Origin of the sequence: Nocardia flavorosea (assembly GCF_015477805.1) — a bacterium.
In the GTDB taxonomy this organism is placed as follows: Bacteria; Actinomycetota; Actinomycetes; order Mycobacteriales; family Mycobacteriaceae; genus Nocardia; species Nocardia flavorosea_A.
Genome location: NZ_JADLQL010000002.1, coordinates 800569 through 824184 on the forward strand (window position 1 = coordinate 800569; position 23616 = coordinate 824184).

Consider the following 23616-nt stretch of genomic DNA (forward strand, 5'->3'; position numbering starts at 1 on the left):
ACGGCCTTTCGTCCGGGGATACGCACGGCCGGACCCAGGAGAGTTTAGGGTCACAGATAGCCCTCATGGTGCAGGTAACGCGAAGGAAGTGACTCAGATGACCGAAACGCCGGACGCCTACCCGCCGAGCGCGGAGTTCGCTGCCGCGGCGAATGTGGATGCGGGTATCTACGAGCGTGCCGCGCAGGATCGCGAAGGGTTCTGGGCAGAGCAGGCCGGCCACCTCCACTGGCACCAGCGCTGGAACCAGGTGCTCGACTGGAGCGAGGCCCCGGTGGCGAAATGGTTCGTCGGCGGACGCCTGAACGTCGCCTACAACTGCGTGGACCGCCACGTCCTCGAAGGACGCGGCGACAAGGTCGCGCTGCACTGGGAGGGCGAACCGGGCGACTCCCGCACGATCACCTACGCGGATCTGCTCGCCGAGGTCGGCCGGGCAGCCAACTATCTGACCTCGCTCGGTCTGACTGCCGGCGACCGGGTCGCCATCTACATGCCGATGATCCCGGAGACCATCGTGGCGATGCTGGCCTGCGCTCGGCTGGGCCTGACGCATTCGCTGGTTTTCGCGGGTTTCTCCCCGACCGCCCTTCGGCAGCGTATCGACGATGCCGAAGCGCGCCTGGTCATCACCACCGACGGCCAATGGCGACGGGGTAATGCGGCGCCGCTGAAGGAGGCGGTCGACGAGGCGCTGTTCGCGCACGGCGATGTCCCGTCCAGCGTGGAACATGTGCTGGTGGTACGCCGGGTCGGGATCGAGGTGGCCTGGACCGAGGGCCGCGATCTGTGGTGGCACGAAACCGTCGCCCGGGCCGAGCCGGCGCACGAGGCCGAGGCCTTCGATTCCGAACAACCGCTGTTCATCCTCTACACCTCGGGTACGACGGGTAAGCCCAAGGGCATCCTGCACACCAGCGGCGGATACCTCACCCAGACCGCCTACACCCACCGCGTGGTGTTCGACCACAAACCGGAAACCGATATCTACTGGTGCACCGCCGACGTCGGCTGGGTGACCGGGCACAGCTATATCGTCTACGGCCCGCTCGCCAACGGCGCCACCCAGGTGCTCTACGAGGGCACACCGAACTTCCCCGACGAACACCGGCACTGGCAGATCATCGAGAAGTACGGCGTGACGATCTACTACACCGCCCCCACTCTGGTTCGCACCTTCATGAAGTGGGGCCGCCAGATCCCGGACGCCCACGATCTGTCCTCGATCCGCGTGCTCGGCTCGGTCGGCGAACCGATCAACCCGGAGGCCTGGCGCTGGTACCGCGATGCGATCGGCGGCGGTACCGCACCGATTGTCGATACCTGGTGGCAGACCGAAACCGGAGCCATCATGATCTCCCCGCTGCCCGGTATCACCGCCACCAAACCCGGCGCCGCGATGACACCGCTGCCCGGTATCTCGGCCACCGTTGTGGACGAGGAGGGCAATACCGTGCGCCGCGGGGAAACCGAGGCCAACGGCTATCTGGTCCTGGATCAGCCGTGGCCGGCGATGCTGCGCGGCATCTGGGGCGATATGGAACGCTACCGGGCCACCTACTGGGACCGTTTCGCCCAGCAGGGCTGGTACTTCGCCGGTGACGGCGCGAAACTCGACGTCAACGGTGACCTCTGGGTGCTCGGCCGGGTCGACGATGTGATGAACGTATCCGGGCATCGCATCTCCACCGCGGAGGTCGAATCCGCCCTGGTCGGCCATTCCGGAGTCGCGGAGGCGGCGGTGGTCGGCGCCACCGACGAAACCACCGGTCAGGGGATCGTGGCCTTCGTGATCCTGTCCGCCGACGCCGCCGATACCGGCGCGGCCATGGTGGACGAACTCAAGGCCGAGGTAGCGCGCGAGATCAGCCCGATCGCCCGCCCCCGGGAAATCCACGTAGTACCGGAACTGCCCAAGACCCGCAGCGGCAAGATCATGCGGCGGCTGCTGCGCGATGTGGCCGAAGGTCGCGAACTGGGCGATACCTCGACTCTGGTCGACCCGCAGGTGTTCGAGAACATTCGCGCCGGTCGTTCCGAATAGGCCGGGGACGGCCGAAACCTGCATATGCGATCCCGCACCGAACGAACCGGACAGCGGCTCACAGCTCGGGCCGCATTGCGTGCCGGTGCCGCTCCCGCTCCGGGTTCTGAGCTCGGGTTTTCCGCTGCGGATACCACGCCCGAAGTTGCCGGCAGAGCGGGATTCCCCGCTGGTTTTCACCGTCGGATAGCGCATCCCCGGCCCCGCAGCGCTCCCCTGGCTGAGGGTACGCAGGGAGATACGGAATTACCGACCGTTAAGATTGCCTATGGTGTGCCGGGAAGTCTGGTCGGCGAGATGGTCGTGCGCTCGCCGGTGATCCCCGGGTCGAGCGGACGCAGAATATGTCCGTACGACCGAAAGGATTTCCGTGCTGAGCAGGCCCCGGTCGGAACTCGCCAGATATCTGCGCACCGAAACCGTGGGCGGTTCACTGCTCCTGGTCGCGGCTGCGGTGGCATTGCTCTGGGTGAACTCACCGTGGGGCGGGAGTTATCTGACCCTCACCGAAACCCGGCTGGCGATCCCGCCCCTACATCTCGACCTGTCCCTCGCGGATTGGGTCAAGGACGGGTTGCTCGCCGTCTTCTTCTTCGTCGCCGGGCTCGAACTCAAACGCGAACTCGTCGTCGGTGAACTGGCCGACCCCAAACGGGCCGCACTGCCGATCATCGCGGCCGTGGGCGGTGTGGTGACCCCCGCGCTGATCGCCTACGGCATCGGTTTCGGAGTCGACGGTATGGATCGCGGCTGGGCCATCCCGGTGGCCACCGATATCGCCTTCGCGCTTGCGGTGCTGGCGATGACCGGGTCCCGGATTCCCGCCAGCGCCCGGGTGTTCCTGCTCAGCCTGGCGGTGGTGGACGACCTGATGGCGATCGTGCTGATCGCGATCCTGTTCACCGCCGGACTGGCGTTCACCTGGCTGCTGGTAGCGCTCGCCTGCTGCGGTGCCTGGTGGTTCGCCCAGCACCGGCGCTGGACCTCGCCGCTGATCTATATCCCGCTGGCGCTGCTGTGCTGGTACGCGCTGCACGAAGCACATATTCATCCAACCCTCGCCGGTGTCGCGTGCGGTCTGCTCACTCGCGTCCGCGCCGACGAAGATGAGGACGAAGCGCCCGCCACCCGCTGGGAACACACCTTCCAGCCGATATCGGCCGGTCTGTGTGTACCGCTGTTCGCGCTGTTCGCCTCGGGTGTCCCGATCAACGGGGAAGTCCTGGGTGATCTGTTCACCGAACGGCTGTCCCTGGCGATCATTCTCGGCCTGCTGCTGGGCAAGACCGTCGGCATCTTCGGGATCAGCTGGGTCGCGATCCGCACCGGGCTCGCCAAACGTCCCGCGAATCTGGGTTATCGCGATATGTTCGCCCTGTCGGTGCTGGGCGCGATCGGGTTCACCGTTAGCCTGCTCGTGGCGGAACTGGCCTTGGAGGGCTATCCCGCATCCGCCGAATTGGCCAAAGCCGCGGTGCTGGTGACCTCCATGGCCGCATCGCTGATCGGTTCGGCGCTACTGTTGCGGCGTGGGCGTGTCCACCAAGCGCGACGTGACGCGGATGCGCTAGAACCAGAACAGTAAGACCGAGCAGAATCGGGACAGGGAGAGGGTCGACCACGTGAGTGTCACACAGGGCGGTAACGGCGACGGCGCACGAGGCGGCACGGTCACCTCGATTCCGCTGTCCGAGATCGACCCGCATGCCTCGGCCAGTTTCGGCAGCCTGGTCCGCGATGCCTCCGAGCAGGTCTCGACCCTGGTTCGCGCCGAAGTGGCGCTGGCCAAGGCCGAGGTCACCGGTGAGATCAAGAAGGGGTTGCAGGGCAGCGTCTTCTTCATCGGCGCGCTGACGGTGCTGCTGTTCAGCAGTTTCTTCTTCTTCTTCGCGGTCGCCGAAACGCTGGATATCTGGCTCACCCGCTGGGCCGCGTTCTGGATCGTCTTCGCTTTCATGATCTTGGTCACCGCACTGCTCGGATTCCTGGGCTACCGCAAGGTCAAGAAACTGCGGGCGCCGGAGAAGACGATCGATTCGCTCAAGCAGACCCGCACGGTGCTGCCCTCCGGCCTCGGCAGCCACGACAACCCCACCGCGCTGGAGAAGACCGCGCGCTGAGCGGGGCAGACACCGGTGGTTACCGGGCGTTCACTACGCTCGGACGCCGTGGCGTCGAATTTTCCACCGGACCCGTCGAGCGTGCGCTATGACGGGGTCTGGACGCACCGTGATGTGCACGCCAACGGCATAAGGCTGCACGTAGCTTCCGCCGACCCCGGCGACAACCGCGCCGCCGGACCCGACGACCCGGCGGCGCCGCTGGTGGTGCTGCTGCACGGGTTCGCTGATTTCTGGTGGACCTGGCGGCATCAACTCACTGCCCTGGCCGGGCTCGGCTACCACGCCGTCGCGGTCGACCTGCGCGGTTACGGCGACAGCGATAAACCCCCGCGCGGTTACGACGGCTGGACCCTGGCCGGCGATATCGCCGGGCTGATCCGCGCGCTCGGCTACCGCGACGCGACCCTGGTCGGGCATGCCGACGGCGGCCTGGTGTGCTGGGCGACCGCGGTGCTGCATCCGCGGCTGGTGCGCGGTATCGCCGTCGTGTCCTCGCCGCATCCGTCAGCACTGAAGAGCTCGGTGTTGCGCGACAACGCGCAGCGCCGTGCCTTCCTACCGGGTTTGCTGCGCGCCCAGCTACCCCGCTATCCCGAACACCTGCTCACCCGCGAAGACGGCCGCGGCGCCGCCGAAGTGCTGACCGGCCGCAGTTCACCCGCCTGGTCCGAGACCGCGGAATGCACCGATACCGCAGCCCGGATGGCTGCCGCGATCCGGATCCCGGGCGCGGCGCATTGCGCGCTGGAATACAACCGGTGGGCTTTCCGCAGCCAATGGCGTCCCGACGGGCGCCGGTTCATGGCGGTGATGCGCAGCCCCGTCGATATACCGGTGGTCTCGATGCGCGGCGAATCCGATCGCTACATCCTCCCGCATACGGTGCACCGCGCACCGCACCTGTCGCCGCGCCGCCGGGTGGTGACCGTCCGCGACGCCGGCCATTTCGCGCATCAGGAAAACCCCGAAGCGGTCACCGCCGAGATCGCCAAACTCCTCTCCGGCGAAGACCGTGGAAACCGTGACAGCCACGCCTGACCGCCGTTCTGATATCGCAGGCCGGCTTCGCGCCGGTCTGCTCGCCGATCAGACCGCTGAGGCGCAGCAGCGGTCGACAGCGCACAACAGGGGCGCAATCACACAGGACAGACGAGACGAGCTCGCGTCAGCGAATGAAGGTGGCAGCCGGCCGCGCGGGCGGTGCTTGACCGGGATCCCGATATCCTCCGTGCAGGATGCGCCGCCGGGATGTGCCGGTTGCTGCGCCGGCAGACCGGGCCGACACCGGAACAGCTGTCGCCGGGCACGGCCGAGCGCGGGCCGGACCGAGCACCGCGGTCCGGCCCGAGTGACAGTCGGCTGAGCTCAACTCAGCACACAGGGGCCGGTGGCGACCGGCACAGTCGACGAGGGCGCCGCGGTGATCCGTGCACGGATCTCGTTGAGCGTCAGCACATAACCGGTGTCGTCGTCGGTGACGGCGGCACCGAACACCACGCCCAGCACATTGCCCTCGGTATCGACCAGCGGGCCACCGGAGTTACCCGCCCGCACCTGGCCGCGAACGGTGTACACCTCGCGTTCGACGGTCCCGTCGCGGTAGATGGTGGGACCGCTCAGATCCAGGGTTTCCCGGACCCGGGCCGCGCTCGCGGTGTAGCGGCCGCCCCCCGGGTACCCGAGCACGATCGCGCTCTCGCCCGAACCGGCCGCTTCCGGTGCCTGCGGTATCACCGGCGCCGTGAGCCCGGGTACCGACAACACCGCGATATCCATGGACGGATCGAATTCCACCACTGTCGCTTCCAGCGGGCCCACCGCCGAATCCACCGTCACACTGGTGGTTCCGGCCACCACGTGCGCGTTGGTCATCACACGTTCCGGCGCCACCACGAAACCCGAACCTTCCAGCGCGCGCTGGCAACTCGGCGCGACCCCGCGGATACGCAGCACGCTCTGCTGCAGCGATTCGGCCACGGGACTGGCCAGCACGCTCGGGTCCGGGGGCTCCACCGCCGCGATCGGCGCGCGGCCGAACGGCCCGATCACATCCGGCAGACCCGAGGTGTTCAGCAGTTTCGAGAACTCGTTGGGCAGTTTGCGCAGCCAATCCGGCGCGACCCGGTTGACATCGGCGAGCACCCGGGAGCTGTTGATCGCCGTGGCGATGGCCGGCTGCGAGGAGGTGGCCAGCGGTAACGCCAGCAGCCACGCCGTGACCAGTACCGCACCGGCCATCAGCACGGCCCCTACCGTGCTGTCGGCGCCGCGGGCGAAGGGATGCCGCATTCCACTGCGCGCAGCCCGGCCCAGCACCATCCCGGCGATCTCACCGACGATCACGAGCAGGACGATGAGCAGCACACCGGCCAGGACCCGGCTGCGGCCCTCGTCGATGTGCACGAGAATATGCGGGGCGATCAGGATCCCGGCCACGGCGCCCAGCACCACCCCGAGGAAGGCCAGCGCCGAACCCACCGCGCCCTGCCGCCACCCGGAGGAGGCAGCCGCCAGCGCCAGAACGACCACCGCGATATCGAGCCACGTCGAAGAGCTCACAACACCATCCCCACCGCGGCCAGCGCCTGCTCCAGATCACGCACGTCGGTTCGGTCCCATTCCGATTCCCAGCCCAGTGAAGTCATGAGTCCGGCCAGTATGCCGCCGGTGAGCCCCCAGACCAACATTCCGTCCACCTGGAAGGCCGGACTCCGGTAGCCGAGCGCGCTGCGCACCAGGAAACGGTTCGCCGGATCCAGCAGATCCGCCATCGGTACACGGACCACCCGATCGGTTTCCCCGCGGTCCACGACCCGCACCTCACTCGGCGTGCGCCAATAGGCGACCACCGGGGTCACGTCGAAGCGGGAAGGCGGTACGAAGAGCTCGGGCAGGGTTGTCACCGGTACGACGCCCGCACGGTCGAGCCCCGTCTCTTCCCATGCCTCGCGCAGCGCGGTATCGATCGGGCCGTCGTCACCTGGATCGACCGCACCGCCGGGAAAGGCGACCTGACCGCGGTGCTGGCGCATGGTGGAGGCACGCTGCGTGAGCAGAACCTCGGCATCCGCGGGCAGTCCGCCCGGCGCTCGCGGATCGCCGGCGGGGTCACCGGCGAACAACACCAGTACGGCGGCCTTGCGTACTTTGCCCGCCATGGTGCGGCGCAGAACCCGCGTCCGCCCCAGCGTATCGGAGAAATCTGGCTGCCCGGGACCGGCCGCCCTGCTCAACCAGGGCGGCGATTGTTCTTCGGTCACGGAATCTCCCTCGAAACGCTTGCCTTCGATCCGCGGAGACCGTAGCGAAGGCGGAGATATCGCATCATGCGACAACTCCCAAAGCGCCGGCCACGGTATCGGCGATATCGGTGACATCGCGGAACGAGCGGGCGACGTATTCGGCAATCGAACCATCCGGCCGGATCAGCACCGTGATCGGCAGCGCGTTCGGCGCATTCGCCGCCGCGCGCACCAGGGCGCCGGGGTCTTGCAGACCGGGCAGCCGCAGTTCCGGCCGCTGCCTGTTCCGGAGGTCCTCGTTCAGCGCGGCCAGCAGCGATAATGCTTTCGCCTCGTCCGGATCGCTGTGCACGGTCAGTACCCGCACCGCGCCTCCCGCGCGGTCCGCGTATTCCTGGAACAGCGGCAGTTCGGTCCGGCAGGGCTCACACCAGTAGGCCCACAGATTCAGCACCATCGGTACACCCGTCATCCGGCCGGGCGTCGCCGGTGCGCCGTCGGCCAGACAGGACAGGACGATATCCGCCAGCGGTCCGGCCGGTGTGGAATCGGAGCCGGGGGGACAGACCGCGGCGCCCGAAGCCTGCCGCAGCGCGGGATCCACCTCGCGGGTGGGTGCCGGTGTCGCCCCGGTGCCACCGGAATCCGAACCGCCGCGCGGCCACAACGCCACCGCCGCCGCCAACGCCACGATCGTGGCCGTCAACGCCCATTTCCACAGAACCGGCCGGTTCACCGGCCCACCAGTTCGAGCAGATGCGCCGCCTCGGGACCCTTCACCAGCGCGGCGGCGGTATCCGGGTCGGTCGGGCCGGCGCCGAACGAGGGGCAATCCTTGGCCAGGACACAAACTCCGCACGCGGGTTTACGGGCATGACAGACACGACGCCCATGGAAGATCACCCGATGGGACAGCAGTGTCCATTCCTTGCGTTCGATGAGCGCACCCACGGCGTGCTCGACCTTCACCGGGTCTTCCTCGGTGGTCCAGCCCCAGCGACGCACCAGCCGTCCGAAATGGGTGTCGACCGTGATACCCGGAATTCCGAACGCGTTTCCGAGAATGACATTGGCGGTTTTGCGGCCGATCCCGGGCAACCGGACCAGTTCCGTCATCGTGTGAGGTAATTCACCGTCGTGCCGTTCGAGCAGTGCCTGCCCGAGACCGATCAGCGAATTGGCCTTGTTGCGGTAGAAACCCGTCGGCCGGATGAGTTCCTCCAGCTCCGTACGGTTTGCCTCGGCATAGGCCCGCGCGTCCGGATAGGCGGCGAAAAGCGCCGGAGTGGTCATATTCACTCGAACGTCCGTGCACTGCGCGGACAGGATCGTGGCGACCGCCAATTCCAGTGGATTACCGAAATCCAATTCGCAGTGCGCATCCGGAAATGCCCGGGCCAGCATCCGGTTCATACGACGTGCCCGGCGCACCAGACCCAATCGGGTTTCGGCCGGTCGGGAACCGGTTTTCCGATTACGTCCCGCACCGGAAACCGAGCGCGCCGCACCCGCCGCGGCTGTTCCGGAAAGGGGGCTTCCGGCGGTATCGGAGGGGGAGATTCGCACCCGTCCACCATACGGAACCGACCGACAACGTTGCCCTGCCAGTTCTGGTCCCGTATTCCATCTGAGACCTCGACCGTGTTTACTACCCGGCATGCAAGGACTCGCTGTGGCGCTCTTCCCAGTGGTGTTGATGCTGTTCGCCCTCGGTATGGAACGAGTGGAGAACCGTCTTCGCAAACTTGTCGAGCCCGACGAGGAGGTCCAGGCCTACCTGGACAAAGCCAGCAACGCCGAGGTCAACGAGCTCACCAAACTCGGCCTACCGGCGGCGGTGGCGCGTATGCGCCGTCGTCGCAACCGGAGCGAGGAGGCCGAGGAACCCCTCGATATCGCCCGGGCGAGCTGATTCGGCGCGCCCGCTACCGCGGACCGGGCAGCTGCCGGTTAACCTTCCTTTCGTGGTGTCTGTCACTGCGGGTCGATAAGGCCGCGTAGACTGCACTGTCGGCCGAACCGCTTCGGTCCGACGACTACAGCCATTCCCGATAAGGAGCACATTCGTGGACGAGGCCCTCGCCAGAGCCGGCATCTTCCAAGGCGTTGAGCCCACCGCGGTGGCTGCGCTCGCCAAACAGCTGCAGCCCGTGGACTTTCCCCGCGGCCACGTCATCTTCAATGAGGGTGAACCAGGCGATCGGCTGTACATCATCACCGCCGGCAAAGTGAAGCTCGGCCGCCGCTCCCCGGACGGCCGGGAGAACCTGCTGACCATCATGGGGCCGTCGGATATGTTCGGCGAGCTGTCCATCTTCGATCCGGGTCCGCGCACCTCCACCGCCACCACGGTGACCGAGGTCCGCGCCGTCACCATGGACCGGGACGCGCTCAAGTCCTGGATCGATCAGCGCCCGGAGATCGCCGAACAGCTGCTGCGCGTGCTGGCCCGCCGGCTGCGCCGCACCAACAACAACCTCGCGGACCTGATCTTCACCGACGTCCCCGGCCGGGTCGCCAAGGCGCTGCTGCAGCTCGCTCAGCGTTTCGGCACCCAGGAGGCCGGTGCGCTGCGGGTCACCCACGATCTGACCCAGGAGGAGATCGCCCAGCTGGTGGGCGCCTCCCGCGAAACGGTCAACAAGGCACTCGCCGACTTCGCTCACCGCGGCTGGCTGCGTCTCGAGGGCAAGAGTGTGCTGATCTCCGATTCCGAGCGGCTGGCCCGCCGGGCGCGCTGAGCCCCGGGTCGGGTTGCTCAGCCCCGGGTCGGGTTGCTCAGCCCCCGGTCAGGTCGCTGAGCCTGCGGCTGAGTTGCCGAGTGCCGTCGTTCGGTTTGCTTCGGCAGTAGAACCGACGTCCGCGTAACGGGTCGGGTGGTTCACTCGTGGGTACGCGGCGGCAACGTGGTCGGCCGGGTATCGGAGTCCCGCTCGGGCCGTAGCGGCACGGTCACGCAACGGGGCGTGGAGTCGCAACACCCGTCCGCAGCTCCGCCGTGCCGACGTTCGGGGGTGAATTCGATCTCTCGCGCCGGCCGTCTACGGCTGTTTCGCGTGTACCGCACCGAGCCGCGAACCGCCGGCTGGGCAGCCGGAATCACCGGTTGCGGCCGAGCACGCCCACTCGGTCGGCCGGGAACCGGAATTCGTCCTGACCTCGCGGCCGGGTCGACGAGGATCCACCGGGTGAAGTCGGCAAAGGGGCACCCGATACGGTCCGACGAGATCGCCCGCAAGCCGCGCATCATCGTCGACTCCGGGGTCCGCGCCGTGGGGACGACCGGAAACGGATCGCGCGGCAGCGCTCAGGCGTCCGCCTCGGACCGCAGGTAGGTGAGCTGGGATTCGACCGAACTGCGGGCAGCCGGCCACAGGCTCTCGTCCACGTCCGCGTACACCTTGCGCACTACGTCCATGGCGTCGGCGGCCGGACCGAGTTCGTCGAGCGCGGAACGAACCTGCGCGAGTCGCTCGTGCCGGTGGGAGATGTAGTACCGCGCGACCGGTTCCAGATCCGGGTGATCGGGACCGTGCGCGGGTAGCAGGGCCCGTCCGGCCCCCGCGTCCAGCAAGCGGTCCATCGAGCGCAGGTAGTCGCGCAGGGTGCCGTCACGGTCCAGCACGGTGGTGCCGCGGCCCAGGATGGTGTCGCCGGTCAGCACCGCGTCGGCGAGCAGGAAGCTCACCGAATCGGCGGTATGCCCGGGGGTGTGCAGCACGGTGATCCGCAGGCCGGCGATTTCGATGACCTCGCCATCGATCAGGGGCCTGACATCGCCGCGCAGGAACTCCGGTTCCATGGCGCGCACCGGCGCCCCGGTCAGCCGGACCAGTTCGTCGATCCCGCCGGTGTGATCCGGGTGGCGGTGCGTGATCAACGTAAGTGCCACCGCACCGGCGGTCGCCTCGGCGATCGCGGCGATATGCCCGGGATCGTCCGGTCCTGGATCGACGACCACGCAGTCGGTGTGCCCGGGAGCGCGCAGGATCCAGGTGTTGGTCCCGTCCAGGGTCATCGGTCCGGGATTGTTCGCGAGCAGTACCGCCGCGGACGGCGTGACCGCACGCAATTTCCCGTAAGCGGGATGGGCGAGTGTCATCGACGACACCTCCGATCAGAAAGCAACAGAATCGAATCTACGGTCCACCGCGCCATAACGCCGTTGCAGGTCCCGGATCCCGGGACGGTCCGGCGCGCCGGATAGCGCACAGCAGTAGACATCCGGGGGCCGTGGAATCGGGCGGGCTCCACGCGAAGCGGCGTGGTCGACCCGGCCGGAACGGTCGACTGAAGGCGTCGGCTCGTCCGGTGTCCGCACCCGGTCGCGGGCGGAATCGACTATCCGTCTGCGGCCCACGCTCACGACTTCACCGCCACGTTCGCGACCGCCTCCGAAGTATTTCCGGCGTCCGGAAATCCAGCCTGTCCATCCGCGCAATCCGCTGTGGCCCCCCGAGTGTTCTCGCAGCGCAGCAGCGCCCAGTCAGCGGCGCGCAGGAATCAGACCGGCCTATCGGACCTCGGCGATCAGCTCGACCTCCACCGGCGTGTTCTTGGGCAGCTCGAAAACGCCGACCGCCGACCGCGCGTGCGCACCGGCCGGGCCGAACACCTCGCCCAGGAATTCCGAAGCGCCGTTGATCACCAGCGGCTGATCGGTGAATCCGGGCGCGGAAGCCACGAATCCGACGACCTTCACGATCCGCACCACCTCGTCGAGGCCGACCAGAGCGTGCACCGCCGCCAAGGCGTTGAGCGCGCACCACCGGGCCGCGAGCACCGCCTCCGCGAGCGATACCTCGGCGCCGACCTTGCCGACGGCGGTCAGTTCACCCGAGACGAACGGCAACTGCCCAGAGGTGTATACATGCGCGCCGCTCCGCACCGCCGGCAGATAGGCGGCGACAGGGGCCACCACCTCGGGCACTTGCAGTCCCAGCCGGTCGAGGTTCGCCCGCCATCTGGTACCGGGGCCGCTCACGTTGGATTCCGCCACGGCGCTTACTGCTTCGGCCGCTTCAGGTATGCGACATGCTGCTCACCGGTCGGGCCGGGCAGCACGGTCACCAGTTCCCAGCCGTCGGCGCCCCACTGGTCCAAGATCTGTTTGGTCGCATGCGTCAACAGCGGTACGGTCGCGTACTCCCACGAGGTGATATCGCTCATGCGCACCGAGCGTACTGGGTCGCGGAGCGAGCACCCGGTGCAGGACCGGGTGTGGCCGAACAGGTGTCGGGGTCCCCGGTGTCTGGTACACCACACCGGGACAATCCGGAGTATGCGGGCATCCGTCCAGTCCGGGTTATAGGCTCGCGACCGTGGCAGAACCAACGACGATGTCGGAATCGGCCCACCCGGACCTGAAAACCGGATGGCCCGAGCGTGCGGCGAACGCCCGGCTGCACTTCGTATCCGGTAAAGGCGGCACCGGTAAGTCCACGGTGGCCGGGGCACTGGCACTGGCGTTGGCCGCGGGTGGACGGCGCGTACTGCTGGTGGAGGTGGAGAACCGGCAGTCGATCGCGCAACTGTTCGACCTCCCGCCACTGCCACCGACCGAGACGAAGATCGCCACGGCCGACGGTGGCGGCGAGGTCGTGGCACTGGCACTCGATATCGAGCACGCCTTCCTCGAATACCTCGAAATGTTTTATAACCTCGGCTTCGCCGGGCGGGCCATGCGCCGGATGGGGGCGGTCGATTTCGTCACCACCATCGCGCCCGGCCTGCGCGATGTCATCCTGACCGGCAAGATCAAGGAATGCGTGGTCCGGGTCGATAAGCACGGTTCGCCGGTCTACGACGAGGTCGTGGTCGACGCCCCGCCGACCGGCCGGATCGCGAGCTTCCTCGACGTCACCAAGGCGATGGCCGAACTCGCCAAGGGCGGTCCGATCGCCGATCAGGCCCAGAGCGTATCCCGGCTCCTGCATTCGGATCAGACGATGATCCACCTGGTCACGCTGCTCGAGGCACTGCCCGTGCAGGAGACCCTCGATGCCGTGGCCGAACTGAGTGCGAACGATCTGCGGATCGGCAGCGTTATCGTCAACCGCGCGGCGCAGAGCCCGCTGAGTGCGCAAACCCGCACGGCCGCGGCGGCCGGTGAACTCGATCCCGAGGCCGTCCGCGCCGGTCTGGAAGCCGCCGGGATCTCCCTGACCGCTGCCGACCTCGCCGGACTGCTCACTGAGACGGCCGAGCATTCGGCCACGTTGAGTGCCCAGGATCAGAGCGCCGCGGATCTGCTGGATCTGGAGATCGCACGATTACAGTTACCCACCCTCGACGAGGGTATGGATCTGGGCGGCCTGTACGAACTGGCCTCCTACCTGACCGAACAGGGAGTCCGATGAGCACCCGACCGGCCGGTCCGGCACCCCTGGACGTCTCCGGAATTCTTGCCGACCCGAATGCCCGGGTCGTAGTGTGTTGCGGTTCCGGCGGCGTGGGCAAGACCACCACGGCGGCGGCGATCGCGCTGCGCGCGGCCGAACAGGGCCGCAAGGTCGTGGTACTCACCATCGACCCGGCCCGGCGACTGGCCCAGTCGCTGGGCGTCGCGGATCTGGACAACAGCCCGCAACGGGTGGAGCTGGGGCCCGAGGTCGAGGGCGAACTCCACGCCATGATGCTGAACATGCGGCGCACATTCGACGAGATGGTGCTGGAACACACCACGCCGGAGAAGGCCGAACAGATTTTCGCCAATCCCTTCTACCAAGCGGTGGCCTCGTCGTTCGGCGGCACCCAGGAATACATGGCGATGGAGAAACTGGGCCAGCTGGCGGGGCGCAAGGAATGGGACCTCATCGTCGTGGACACCCCGCCGTCGCGGAACGCGCTGGATTTCCTCGACGCCCCGAAACGGCTGGGGACCTTCCTCGAAGGCCGCATGATCCGCGTCATCATGGCGCCCGGCCGGGGGGTCGGGCGGTTCGTCACCGGCGCGATGAGCCTGGCGGTACGCGGAGTGTCGACCATTGTGGGCGGCCAGATGCTCAAGGATGCCTCGAATTTCCTGCAATCGCTGGAATCGCTGTTCGGCGGCTTCCAGGAGCGGGCGAATCGCACCTTCGCGATGCTGGCCAAACCCGGCACGCATTTCCTGGTTGTCGCCGCCCCGGAACCCGATGCGCTGCGGGAGGCATCGTTTTTCGTGGACCGGTTGTCCACCGAGAAGATGCCGCTGGCCGGACTGGTGCTCAACCGGACGCATCCGGTGCTGTGCTCACTACCGGCCGACCATGCCCTGACCGCGGCGGACCGGATCGGTGAATCCGATCCGCTGACCGCCGGGGTGCTGCGGGTCCACGCCCACCGGGTGGCGACCGCCCGGCGCGAACAACATCTGCTGTACCGGTTCACCGGCGCGCATCCGCGGGTGCCGATGGTTTCGGTGACCGCGCTGCCGTTCGACGTCACCGATCTGGCCGCGCTGCGTGCGGTGGGCGCCCAACTGGCGGGCGCGGATACCGCGGCCGTCGGCTGACCGGCCCACGCCGGCGTATTCCGGCCGATCGATCAGCCGCCGGGCACTCGGCGATACGAGTGCCCGGCGGCCGGTCTTCCAATGGGAAATTCGGCTACATTGCCATCTGGTGCTGGCGCTGGGCGTGGAAGAAATCCGCCCAGGAGGTCACCTCGGGATGCTGTTTGAGCAGCGCCCGCCGCTGCCGCTCGGTCATACCGCCCCACACTCCGAACTCGACCCTGTTGTCGAGTGCGTCCGCCCCGCACTCCATCAGGACCGGGCAGTGCCGGCAGATCGTCGCCGCCTTGCGCTGCGCCGCGCCGCGTACGAACAACTGATCGGGATCGACTTCCTTGCATCGGGCCTGGGAAACCCAGGCGATCCTTGCTTCGGCCTGCTCTACATCCAAGCGAGCGACGGGGGTTGTCATATGCATTTGGTGTGCCCCTTTGCCAGTCCGAACACCGGGTCACGGCGCTCCGGAATCGCGTGTACTCCGCAGCAACCCGAACCCCGCTGCGAAGTGCACCACATTCCACATTGAGTGTTAGCTCTATCACACTGAGCTCTCAATCTAGGTAAAGGTATGCCGCGAGCGCAAGACCGGATGATGACTTTTTGGTACGTCCGTCCCTGCGACCCCACGGCCGTCGCCCGCCCACACGGCCGAATACGCACGTCAGGCAGCTTCGCTCGAGTCAGGCCCGTTATCGCCGAATCCGGATCCACAACGCCGGATGTCCACACTCCACGGAGGCCGGAGGGCCACCCTCTACCCTGGTGCTGTGCCGATCACACGTGCGCTCCTCAAGCTGGCGGGCAGCTGTGTACTCGCCTCCGTACTCGTTGCCGGAATGTTGTTCCCGGTCGCCGGAGGTTTCGGATTCGTCTCGAACCGCGCCGCCGACGCTGTCGACAACGTGTCGGCGGAACTGGTCGAGGGAACCGTGCCGGCCGTCTCCACCATGGTGGACGCGGCCGGTAACCCCATCGCCTATCTGTACGAGCAGCGCCGCTTCGAAGTGCCCAGCGACCAGATCTCCAACGATATGAAGCTGGCCATCGTCTCCATCGAGGACAAACGCTTCGCCGACCATCACGGTGTCGACTGGCAGGGCACCATCCGCGCCTTCCTCACCAACACCAGCAGCGGTGAGGTGCAGCAGGGCGCCTCCACTCTCGACCAGCAGTACGTGAAGAACTTCAACCTGCTGGTGGTCGCGAAAACCGATGCCGAACGCCGGGCCGCCATCGAGACCACACCCGCGCGCAAGATCCGCGAGATCCGCATGGCGCTCACCCTGGACAAGGAGCTCAGCAAGGACGAGATCCTCACCCGGTACCTGAACCTGGTCCCGTTCGGCAACTCCTCCTACGGCATCCAGGACGCCGCCCAGACCTACTTCGGTATCGACGCGAAAGACCTGAACGTCGCGCAATCGGCGATGCTCGCGGGGATGGTGCAGAGCAGTTCGAAGCTGAACCCCTACACCAACCCGGAGGGCGTCACCGCGCGCCGCAACACCGTCCTGGACACCATGATCCAGAACATTCCCAGCCGGGCGGAGGAGTTCCGGGCCGCGAAGACCCAGCCGCTGGGTGTGCTGCCGGAACCCAAGGGGTTGCCGCAGGGCTGTATCGCGGCCGGCGACCGTGGCTTCTTCTGCGATTACGCGCTGCAGTACCTGGCCGATGCCGGACTGAGCCAGGAACAGATCCAGAAGGGCGGATACCTCATCCGCACCACCCTGGACCCCGCCGTGCAGGACGCGGTGAAACGTTCGGTCACCGAGCACGCCGATCCGCATCTGCCGAACATCGCCGAGGTCATGTCGCTGATCGGCCCCGGTAAGGACAAACATCCATTGCTGGCGATGGCCAGCAGCCGCACCTACGGTCTCGACCGCGAGGCGCACGAAACCCTGCTCCCGCAGCCGTACTCCATGGTGGGCGACGGCGCGGGATCGGTGTTCAAACTGTTCACCACGGCCGCGGCGATGGAGAAGGGTATGGGCATCAACGCCCAGCTCGACGTTCCGTCCCGGTTCGATGCCCGTGGGATGGGTAACGGCGGCGCGCCCGGCTGCCCGCCCGCCACGTATTGCGTCGAGAACGCCGGTAACTACAAATCGCCGATGTCGGTGACCGAAGCACTGGCCACCTCCCCGAACACCGCCTTCGTGAAACTCATCCAGGCCGTCGGCGTGACCCCGACCGTCGATATGGCGGTCCGGCTGGGCCTGCGCTCCTACACCGAACCGGGGACGTCCGGCTTCGACAACCAGAGCCTGGCCGACATGATCAAGGGCCAGAACCTCGGTTCGTTCACCCTCGGCCCGGTTGCCGTGAATCCGCTGGAGTTGTCGAATGTGGCGGCCACCCTCGCCTCCGGCGGCACATGGTGCCCGCCTTCGCCCATCGCGGAGGTGATCGACCGGTACGGCAAGCCGGTACCGCTCACCGAACAGGCCTGCGAACAGGTCGTCGAACCGGGACTGGCCAATACCCTCGCCAACGCGATGGGCAAAGACCACGATCCGGGCGGTACCGCCGGCGCCGCCGCTGCCGCGACCGGCTGGCAAGGGCCCGTCGCCGCGAAAACCGGGACCACCGAAAGCCACCGCTCCTCGGCATTCCTCGGTTTCACCAATTCGATGGCGGGCGCCGCCTACATCTACGGCGACAGCCCGACCCCCGGCGAGATCTGCTCCTTCCCGCTGCGCAACTGCCCGGCCAGCGATGCCAACGGCCTGTTCGGCGGTAACGAACCGGCCCGTAGCTGGTTCAAAGCCGTGAAGGAGGCCTCGGTGAACTTCCCGCCGCCGGCCCTGCCGCCGGTGGACGAGAAGTATGTCCGCGGGGCGGAGAACGCCCAGGTTCCCGACGTGGTCGGGATGACGGCCGGCGAGGCGACCGCCGCCCTCACCGGCGCCGGTTTCAAGGTCACCTCGGTCACTTCGCCCGGTTCGGCGCCGAAGGGCACCGTCACCGGGTCGACCCCGAACGGTTCGGCTATCCCGGGCTCGCAGGTCACCATCTATCTCAGTGACGGCACCATCCGGCACGCACCGGAGCCGGGACGTCCGCCCGCCTCGGCGCCGAACAACCCCGGGCTGCCGCCACTGCCGCCGTTCCTGCCCCCGCTCCCCATCCCGATACCGATACCCCGGTGACCTCCGGCGGTGACGGCGCGGCGCCCGGCGCCTACAGCCGCGCCTTCACCGCCGCCGAAATCCGGGAACCGTCGGCTTTACCGGCGGCCAGCCCGGTCGCAACCTTCATGACCTGACCCATCTGCCGCTTACCGGGCCGCTCGCCCAGTTCCTCCGCGACCTGGGCGATAGCGGTGTCGGCGAGATCGGCGACCTCCGCGTCGGTCAACTGGGTGGGCAGGTATTCGTCGATGATCCGCGCCTCGGCGTGCTCGTTGGCCGCCAGTTCGCCACGCCCGGCCTGGGTGTACACCTCCGCGGCTTCGTTGCGTTTCTTCGATTCCTTGGTCAGCACCGCGACGATCTCCGCATCGGAGAGTTCCCGGGCTTCCTTGCCGGCCACCTCGGCCGTCTGCACGGCGGCGAGCAGCATCCGCAGCGTATTGAGCCGAAGCGTGTCCTTCGCCTTCATCGCGGCGGTCATATCGGCGCGTAGCCTCGTTTTCAGTTCCGACATGGACGCAACGGTAGCCGCTGCACCACGCCACGCCCATCGGATTATCCCGGTGCGCCGGGCGTGTCCACATGCGGCCATCGCATTGTTTTCCAAGGCCACAGGCCGGCGAAGGCGAGCGTGAGCAGGTGATCCGCCTGCTACGGCGCCGTAACTGTGGCTCAACACGCTGCGCACTGCGCCTGCTGGTCACCTATGCTGGGCAAATGCCCGTGATCTCGACGTCGGCCCTGCGCCGGACCGCGTTCGGCGCTGCCGGAGCCGCGGCTGCCGGAGTCGGCTACGCCTCACTGATCGAACGCAATGCCTTCGTTCTCCGCGAAGCCACCATGCCGGTACTGCGGCCGGGTTCCGCTCCGCTGCGGGTACTGCATATCAGCGATCTGCACATGACCCCCGGGCAGAAGCTCAAACAGCAGTGGTTGCGGGAACTGGACCGCCTGGAACCGGACCTGGTGATCAACACCGGTGACAACCTGTCCCACCAGAAGGCCGTACCTGCGGTGGTGCAGTCGCTGGGCCCGCTGTTGTCGCGCCCCGGTCTCTTCGTGTTCGGCAGCAACGACTATTTCGCGCCGGTGCCGAAGAACCCGTTGAAATACTTCGACAAGAACCACAAGCGGGTTCACGGCGCCCCACTGCCGTGGAAGGACCTGCGCGCGGCGTTCACCGAACGCGGCTGGCTCGATCTCACCCACATCCGCCGCGATATCGAGGTGGGCGGGATCCGGATCGCCAGCGCGGGCGTCGACGACCCGCATATGCAGCGCGACCGCTACGACACCATCGCCGGCGCTCCCAACCCGCTGGCGGATCTGCGGCTCGGCCTGACGCATTCACCGGAGCCCCGCGTACTGGATCGCTTCGCCGAGGACGGCTACGACCTGGTTCTCGCCGGTCATACGCACGGCGGTCAACTGTGCCTGCCCGGTTACGGCGCCCTGGTGACCAACTGCGATATCGACCGCTCCCGCGTGAAGGGCCCGTCCAAGTGGGGCGTCCATACCCGACTGCATGTATCCGCCGGTATCGGCACCTCACCGTGGGCCCCTTACCGCTTCTGCTGCCGCCCCGAAGCGACGCTGCTCACCTTGGTGGCGGTGCCGCCGAAGAAGCCGGTCACCGATTCCGGCCACGGTATCTCGACCTCACAGGCGGTGGCCAGATAAGCTCCACCGCCCGGAAAACCGGCCTCGAGCTGCCGGTTTCTTTTCCGGACCGGACCTGGGGTAAGCTACCTCAGGTCCGCTTCACGGGGTGTGGCGCAGCTTGGTAGCGCGCTTCGTTCGGGACGAAGAGGTCGTGGGTTCAAATCCCGCCACCCCGACTCGTGTGGTCGAGACACGATAGGCCCCTGATCAGTTCTTCTGGTCAGGGGTTTTCTCGTGCGTGGACCCGTTTCCCCCGGCCAGGGCAGAAATTGCCGTGGCGAGGTCCGCGCCGGTGGGCAGAGTACCGGCGGGATGGCTCATCCAGTGCATGACCAATCCGTTGAGCAGAATCATGTAGAGCCCGCCGATTGCGCGGGCCTGTGCGGGATCCAGTTCCGGATGCGTTTCGGCCAGCGTGGTCGCGATTTCGGTGGCCCCGGTTTCGCTCAACTCTCCCATGCGAGCTTGTTCGCTGGGTGTCCGATGCACCCTGACCAAGTTCTCCACACTCGCTACCAGGACCTCCCTGTTGCGTTCGAACAACTCGGCGATCCCCTCCCAGACCTGCGGAAAAGCCGCTGTGGGCGACTGCCCCACGGTCGCCCGGATCCGGGATTCGAGATCGTCACCGATAACCCGGCCGGTCTCGTCGGTGAAGGCTTCGGTGAGGAGCCGGTCTTTCGACCCGAAGTGGTATCCGATGGCGGCGAGACTCACGCCGGCTTCGGTGGCGATATCCCTGGCTGTGGTCGCGGCGAAGCCACGCTCGTAGATGCAGGTGCGCGCGGCGGCCAGCAGGTCCTCCTTGTTTCCCATGACAACAGCCTAACCGCTCGTCTTAGACATTTGTCCTAGACATCTGTTCTACGGTTGTGTTAGACATTTGTCTAAGACATCCGAACAAGTACTCAGCGAGGACCGATGACCACACACGCCGACGCCACCAACCTCAAAGTGCTGATCTCCGGTGGCGGAATCGCCGGTAACGCCGCCGCTCTGCAACTGTCGCGCGCCGGTATCCGGCCGACCCTGATCGAACGCGCCCCCGCTCCCCGCCCGGGCGGCCAGGCCGTCGATCTGCGCGGTCCCAGCCGAACCGTCGCCGAACGGATGGGGTTGATGCCCGGGATCCGCCGGTATCAGCTCGACGAACGCGGCATGGTCCACGTCGATACGGCCGGACGCGAGATAGTCCGGATGCCCGCGGACCTCTTCGGCGGCAACGGCGCGGTCGCCGAGATCGAGATAACGCGCGGTGATCTGAACCAGGTCCTCCTCGACGCAATCTCCGCCGCCGCCGGTGAACCAGGCAATCCAGGTGTCGACTATCGGTACGGGGACTGGGTTCGCGATCTGCGCGAACACAGCGGCGGCGTCCGGGTGGACTTCGCCTCGGGCGCGTCGGCGGAGTTCGACCTGGTGATCGGCGCCGACGGATTGCATTCGGCGACCCGCCGGCTGGCATTCGGACCGGAAGAACAGTTCAGCACCTACCTCGGCGCCTACATGTCGTATTTCACGATGCCTACTCCGGCGCAGGTCGAACCGCATTGGATGACCATGCATTCGATGCCCGGCGGAATCGTGGCCGGGCTGCGCCCAGATGCCGATCCGGCGACCGCCAAGGCGATGATCGCCATCCGGACCGCCCCGGACCCGGCACTCCGGCGCAATATCGCGGCCCAGCAAGAACTCATCCGCGCAAGCCTCGCCGGCGGTGGATGGCAGACTGCCGCCATCCTCGACGCGATGGGGCAGGCCGAGGACTTCTACTTCGACGAGCTCGCGCGGATCACCATGCCGGAGTGGACCACCGGACGGATCGCGCTGGTAGGCGACGCCGGCTATTGCGGATCGCCACTGAGCGGACAGGGCACGGCGATGGCGCTGGTGGGTGCCTACGTGCTGGCCGGGGAGATCACGCGCACACCGCACGACCCGGCCGCCGCCCTCGCCCGCTACACCGAAACCCTGCGACCGTTCGTCGAAACCGCACAGCAGCTGCCGCCCGGCGGCGTGCAGGGAATGGCCCCGCGCACCAAGACCGGTATCCGGGCCGCGCACACCTTCCTCCGCCTCGCGACATCACGGATGATGCAGCCCCTGATGACCCGCATGCTGTCGGAAACCGAGAGCTACGCCCTTCCGGACTACCCGGCGGCGCAATCGGCCACCCACTGAGCTCACGCTCGCCGCAGTACAACGGGACCCGCGGTGCCCGAACCACGCCGGCCCCGCGACCCTCGCGATCCGATCCGGCGGAGTTGCAGTCCGGGCCGTAAAGCGGGCGTTCGGCGGAGCCGGTATTCCACACCGCACCAGCGCACTCACGCTCATCGACGACGCCTCTGGCAGGCGCTGCCGGCCGGGTCGGTGATACCTGGCGGTGACGGGTCGATGACGACACGGGATATGGAACTGGCCGGCCCCTCGCCGGAACGGTGTGTGGCCCGAAGGTCGGCACATGCAACCGGCCGGTGGTGCGCCCGAGCCCGGCCACCCGGCGCATATCTGTCGCACGGGCAGCGGGATGGAAGTGATCACCGCGCCACGCCGCTCGGATCAGGCGGGAGATGCACCGGGCCCGCGCCCGCCTTTCAGCGATGCTGCCCACGGGCGCGGCCGCGGGCGGCGGGGATACGTGGTCCGGTGGTGCGGCGGGCGCCGACGGCGGCGGGACGGACCGGACGGTTCACCCCGCGACTCATCCGCACCGAGAGGGCTCCGCCGACCAGCAGCATCCGTATCATGCGTTCGGCGGCATCGGTGAGCAGGCGTTCGGCGTCGGCCACCGCGTCGGCCAGGGCCATCGGCACGGGGATGATCGAGGCGATGGCACCGATACCGACCTCGTGCACCGAGGGCGCCCCCTCCCCCAGCGATCCGGCCAGCGCGACTACCGGAACGCCCTGGGCGCGCGCTCTGCGGGCGATCTCGGCAGGTACCTTGCCGTGCGGCGTCTGCAGGTCGATCGCACCTTCCGCGGTGATCACCAGGTCCGCCCGGGCGATCCGGCGGTCCAGATCCGCCCCGGTCAGACCGGAGTCCAGCAGTGCGTCGAATCGGGAGCGCAGGGCCGCGCCCACCCCGCCGGCCAGCCCCGCGCCGAGCCCGCCGGATGCGCCGGTCACCGGGCCGGTGCGCAGGTCTGCCGATACCCGGCCATCGCGTTCGAGGATCGCCGCCCAGTTGTCCAGCGCGCGCGACAGCGTTTCGACCTGCGCCGGTGTGGCCCCCTTCTGAGGGCCGAATACCCGTGCGACACCGCGCGGCCCGCAGAGCAGGTTGTGCGGATTGCCCGCCACCACGATTTCGGCGCGGGACAGCCGAGGGTGCAGACCGGAGCGGTCGAGGCGATCGGCCCGCGCGAGTTCGTAGCCTCCGCCGCCTATTTCGCTGCCGGAACGGTCGAGTATGCGGGCGCCGAGTGCCTGGAGCGCACCCGCGCCACCGTCGCAGGTCCCGGAATCACCACAGCCCACCACGATTCGCTGCGCACCGGATTCCAGTGCCGCGGCGATGAGCTGCCCCACCCCGTATGTCGTGGTGGCGCCGGGGTCACGGCAGTCGCGCGGTACCTGCCGCAGGCCCGCGGCGGCGGCCACCTCGACCACGGCCGTTTTCGCTGCCGGGCTGCCGAGTCGGGCCCACTGTGCCCGCACCGGGCTGTGCACCGGCCCGGTGACATCGAGGTGATGCAAGGTGCCACCGGTCGCGGCGGCGAGCATGGCTGCGGTGCCCTCACCACCGTCGGCGATCGGAGCGAGATCGACATGCACGCCGGGCAGGACCCGGCGTAGACCGGCGGCGATGGACAGCGCCACGGACTCTGCCCCGAGACTTTCCTTGAAACCGCTGGGTGCCACGAGAATACGCTGCGGAACGGTTACCGACATGGTGGTGCCTTTCGAGA

General features: G+C 67.6%; 22 protein-coding genes and 1 tRNA gene. 12 read left to right on the plus strand and 11 right to left on the minus strand.

Annotated features, from left to right (window positions below; translation table 11 throughout):
* The first annotated feature begins 97 nt into the window (after positions 1–97).
* The 4 genes from acs to IU448_RS12650 all read left to right on the plus strand — a co-directional run bounded on the left by acs (position 98) and on the right by IU448_RS12650 (position 5205).
* Positions 98–2044: an acetate--CoA ligase gene (gene acs / locus IU448_RS12635; RefSeq protein ID WP_195055730.1), complete on the plus strand. Its 1947-nt coding sequence runs from the start codon at positions 98–100 to the stop codon at positions 2042–2044.
* A gap of 373 nt (positions 2045–2417) precedes the next feature.
* Complete coding sequence (gene nhaA / locus IU448_RS12640) at positions 2418–3629, plus strand: Na+/H+ antiporter NhaA (RefSeq protein WP_195056276.1); 1212 nt, start codon at positions 2418–2420, stop codon at positions 3627–3629.
* A 37-nt stretch (positions 3630–3666) separates the two neighbouring features.
* On the plus strand, positions 3667–4164 hold the full coding sequence (locus IU448_RS12645) for a phage holin family protein (protein WP_195055731.1): 498 nt from the start codon (positions 3667–3669) through the stop codon (positions 4162–4164).
* Between the two features lie 48 nt (positions 4165–4212).
* Positions 4213–5205 carry an alpha/beta fold hydrolase gene (locus IU448_RS12650; RefSeq protein WP_195055732.1) on the plus strand — a complete coding sequence of 331 codons (993 nt, stop codon included), beginning with the start codon at positions 4213–4215 and terminating at the stop codon, positions 5203–5205.
* Between the two features lie 327 nt (positions 5206–5532).
* Here IU448_RS12650 and IU448_RS12655 read toward each other — a convergent pair whose 3' ends face one another.
* From IU448_RS12655 to nth, 4 genes are all read right to left on the minus strand, one after another.
* Complete coding sequence (locus IU448_RS12655; protein ID WP_195055733.1) at positions 5533–6726, minus strand: MarP family serine protease; 1194 nt, start codon at positions 6724–6726, stop codon at positions 5533–5535.
* The gene (locus IU448_RS12660; RefSeq protein WP_228813022.1) at positions 6723–7355 is read right to left on the minus strand and encodes an NUDIX hydrolase; all 633 of its coding nucleotides are present in this window, start codon (positions 7353–7355) and stop codon (positions 6723–6725) included. The genes IU448_RS12655 and IU448_RS12660 overlap by 4 nt, the downstream gene beginning before the upstream one ends.
* Before the next feature lie 136 nt (positions 7356–7491).
* Entirely contained in the window at positions 7492–8145 is a 654-nt protein-coding gene (locus IU448_RS12665) for a TlpA family protein disulfide reductase (RefSeq protein WP_195055734.1), read from the minus strand.
* Positions 8142–8849 carry an endonuclease III gene (gene nth / locus IU448_RS12670; RefSeq protein WP_228813026.1) on the minus strand — a complete coding sequence of 236 codons (708 nt, stop codon included), beginning with the start codon at positions 8847–8849 and terminating at the stop codon, positions 8142–8144. The genes IU448_RS12665 and nth overlap by 4 nt, the downstream gene beginning before the upstream one ends.
* Positions 8850–9081: 232 nt before the next feature.
* Here nth and IU448_RS12675 point away from each other — a divergent pair, with 232 nt between their 5' ends.
* Together IU448_RS12675 and IU448_RS12680 are read left to right on the plus strand one after the other, a co-directional pair.
* Positions 9082–9321, plus strand: coding sequence for a hypothetical protein (locus tag IU448_RS12675; RefSeq protein ID WP_081595241.1), 240 nt, complete (start codon positions 9082–9084; stop codon positions 9319–9321).
* Positions 9322–9475: 154 nt separating this feature from the next.
* The gene (locus IU448_RS12680) at positions 9476–10150 is read left to right on the plus strand and encodes a Crp/Fnr family transcriptional regulator (protein ID WP_033243926.1); all 675 of its coding nucleotides are present in this window, start codon (positions 9476–9478) and stop codon (positions 10148–10150) included.
* A 566-nt stretch (positions 10151–10716) separates the two neighbouring features.
* On the opposite strand, the gene IU448_RS12685 is transcribed toward IU448_RS12680, so the two are convergent.
* The 3 genes from IU448_RS12685 to IU448_RS12695 form a co-directional block, all read right to left on the minus strand.
* A complete protein-coding gene (locus IU448_RS12685) occupies positions 10717–11511 on the minus strand; it encodes an MBL fold metallo-hydrolase (protein ID WP_195055735.1) in 795 nt (264 codons plus the stop codon).
* A 411-nt stretch (positions 11512–11922) separates the two neighbouring features.
* The gene (locus tag IU448_RS12690) at positions 11923–12408 is read right to left on the minus strand and encodes a RidA family protein (protein ID WP_324188579.1); all 486 of its coding nucleotides are present in this window, start codon (positions 12406–12408) and stop codon (positions 11923–11925) included.
* A gap of 5 nt (positions 12409–12413) precedes the next feature.
* Positions 12414–12578 carry a DUF4177 domain-containing protein gene (locus tag IU448_RS12695; RefSeq protein WP_086007639.1) on the minus strand — a complete coding sequence of 55 codons (165 nt, stop codon included), beginning with the start codon at positions 12576–12578 and terminating at the stop codon, positions 12414–12416.
* Between the two features lie 170 nt (positions 12579–12748).
* On the opposite strand from IU448_RS12695, the gene IU448_RS12700 reads away from it, so the two are divergent.
* Both IU448_RS12700 and IU448_RS12705 read left to right on the plus strand, forming a co-directional pair.
* The gene (locus tag IU448_RS12700) at positions 12749–13768 is read left to right on the plus strand and encodes an ArsA-related P-loop ATPase (RefSeq protein ID WP_195056280.1); all 1020 of its coding nucleotides are present in this window, start codon (positions 12749–12751) and stop codon (positions 13766–13768) included.
* Positions 13765–14904, plus strand: a complete 1140-nt coding sequence (locus IU448_RS12705; protein WP_195055736.1) for an ArsA family ATPase — start codon at positions 13765–13767, stop codon at positions 14902–14904. Before IU448_RS12700 ends, IU448_RS12705 begins: the two co-directional genes overlap by 4 nt.
* A 94-nt stretch (positions 14905–14998) precedes the next feature.
* Here IU448_RS12705 and IU448_RS12710 read toward each other — a convergent pair whose 3' ends face one another.
* On the minus strand, positions 14999–15322 hold the full coding sequence (locus IU448_RS12710) for a WhiB family transcriptional regulator (RefSeq protein WP_062971942.1): 324 nt from the start codon (positions 15320–15322) through the stop codon (positions 14999–15001).
* 349 nt (positions 15323–15671) lie between these two features.
* Between IU448_RS12710 and IU448_RS12715 the strand changes: the two genes are divergently transcribed.
* Complete coding sequence (locus IU448_RS12715; protein WP_280456688.1) at positions 15672–18059, plus strand: penicillin-binding protein; 2388 nt, start codon at positions 15672–15674, stop codon at positions 18057–18059.
* 31 nt (positions 18060–18090) lie between these two features.
* On the opposite strand, the gene IU448_RS12720 is transcribed toward IU448_RS12715, so the two are convergent.
* Positions 18091–18555: a GatB/YqeY domain-containing protein gene (locus tag IU448_RS12720; protein ID WP_195055738.1), complete on the minus strand. Its 465-nt coding sequence runs from the start codon at positions 18553–18555 to the stop codon at positions 18091–18093.
* A 203-nt stretch (positions 18556–18758) separates the two neighbouring features.
* Between IU448_RS12720 and IU448_RS12725 the strand changes: the two genes are divergently transcribed.
* Both IU448_RS12725 and IU448_RS12730 read left to right on the plus strand, forming a co-directional pair.
* Complete coding sequence (locus IU448_RS12725) at positions 18759–19721, plus strand: metallophosphoesterase (protein ID WP_195055739.1); 963 nt, start codon at positions 18759–18761, stop codon at positions 19719–19721.
* An 84-nt stretch (positions 19722–19805) separates the two neighbouring features.
* A tRNA-Pro gene (locus IU448_RS12730) sits at positions 19806–19879 on the plus strand.
* A gap of 31 nt (positions 19880–19910) precedes the next feature.
* Here the strand turns inward: IU448_RS12730 and IU448_RS12735 are convergent.
* Positions 19911–20519, minus strand: a complete 609-nt coding sequence (locus tag IU448_RS12735; RefSeq protein ID WP_195055740.1) for a TetR/AcrR family transcriptional regulator — start codon at positions 20517–20519, stop codon at positions 19911–19913.
* A 105-nt stretch (positions 20520–20624) separates the two neighbouring features.
* Here IU448_RS12735 and IU448_RS12740 point away from each other — a divergent pair, with 105 nt between their 5' ends.
* Positions 20625–21884: an FAD-dependent monooxygenase gene (locus IU448_RS12740; RefSeq protein WP_195055741.1), complete on the plus strand. Its 1260-nt coding sequence runs from the start codon at positions 20625–20627 to the stop codon at positions 21882–21884.
* A 416-nt stretch (positions 21885–22300) separates the two neighbouring features.
* On the opposite strand, the gene IU448_RS12745 is transcribed toward IU448_RS12740, so the two are convergent.
* Entirely contained in the window at positions 22301–23599 is a 1299-nt protein-coding gene (locus IU448_RS12745) for a glycerate kinase (RefSeq protein WP_195055742.1), read from the minus strand.
* Positions 23600–23616 lie beyond the last annotated feature (17 nt).

Excerpts from the sequence above, each read along its gene's own strand:
- IU448_RS12710 (WP_062971942.1), bottom strand. The coding sequence starts at position 15,322 with ATGCATATGACAACCCCCGTCGCTCGCTTGGATGTAGAGCAGGCCGAA.
- IU448_RS12685 (WP_195055735.1), bottom strand. The coding sequence starts at position 11,511 with ATGACACTCGCCCATCCCGCTTACGGGAAATTGCGTGCGGTCACGCCG.
- IU448_RS12695 (WP_086007639.1), bottom strand. The coding sequence starts at position 12,578 with ATGAGCGATATCACCTCGTGGGAGTACGCGACCGTACCGCTGTTGACG.
- IU448_RS12705 (WP_195055736.1), top strand. The coding sequence starts at position 13,765 with ATGAGCACCCGACCGGCCGGTCCGGCACCCCTGGACGTCTCCGGAATT.
- IU448_RS12740 (WP_195055741.1), top strand. The coding sequence starts at position 20,625 with ATGACCACACACGCCGACGCCACCAACCTCAAAGTGCTGATCTCCGGT.
- acs (WP_195055730.1), top strand. The coding sequence starts at position 98 with ATGACCGAAACGCCGGACGCCTACCCGCCGAGCGCGGAGTTCGCTGCC.
- IU448_RS12725 (WP_195055739.1), top strand. The coding sequence starts at position 18,759 with ATGCCCGTGATCTCGACGTCGGCCCTGCGCCGGACCGCGTTCGGCGCT.
- IU448_RS12745 (WP_195055742.1), bottom strand. The coding sequence starts at position 23,599 with ATGTCGGTAACCGTTCCGCAGCGTATTCTCGTGGCACCCAGCGGTTTC.
- IU448_RS12700 (WP_195056280.1), top strand. The coding sequence starts at position 12,749 with ATGTCGGAATCGGCCCACCCGGACCTGAAAACCGGATGGCCCGAGCGT.
- IU448_RS12720 (WP_195055738.1), bottom strand. The coding sequence starts at position 18,555 with ATGTCGGAACTGAAAACGAGGCTACGCGCCGATATGACCGCCGCGATG.
- IU448_RS12735 (WP_195055740.1), bottom strand. The coding sequence starts at position 20,519 with ATGGGAAACAAGGAGGACCTGCTGGCCGCCGCGCGCACCTGCATCTAC.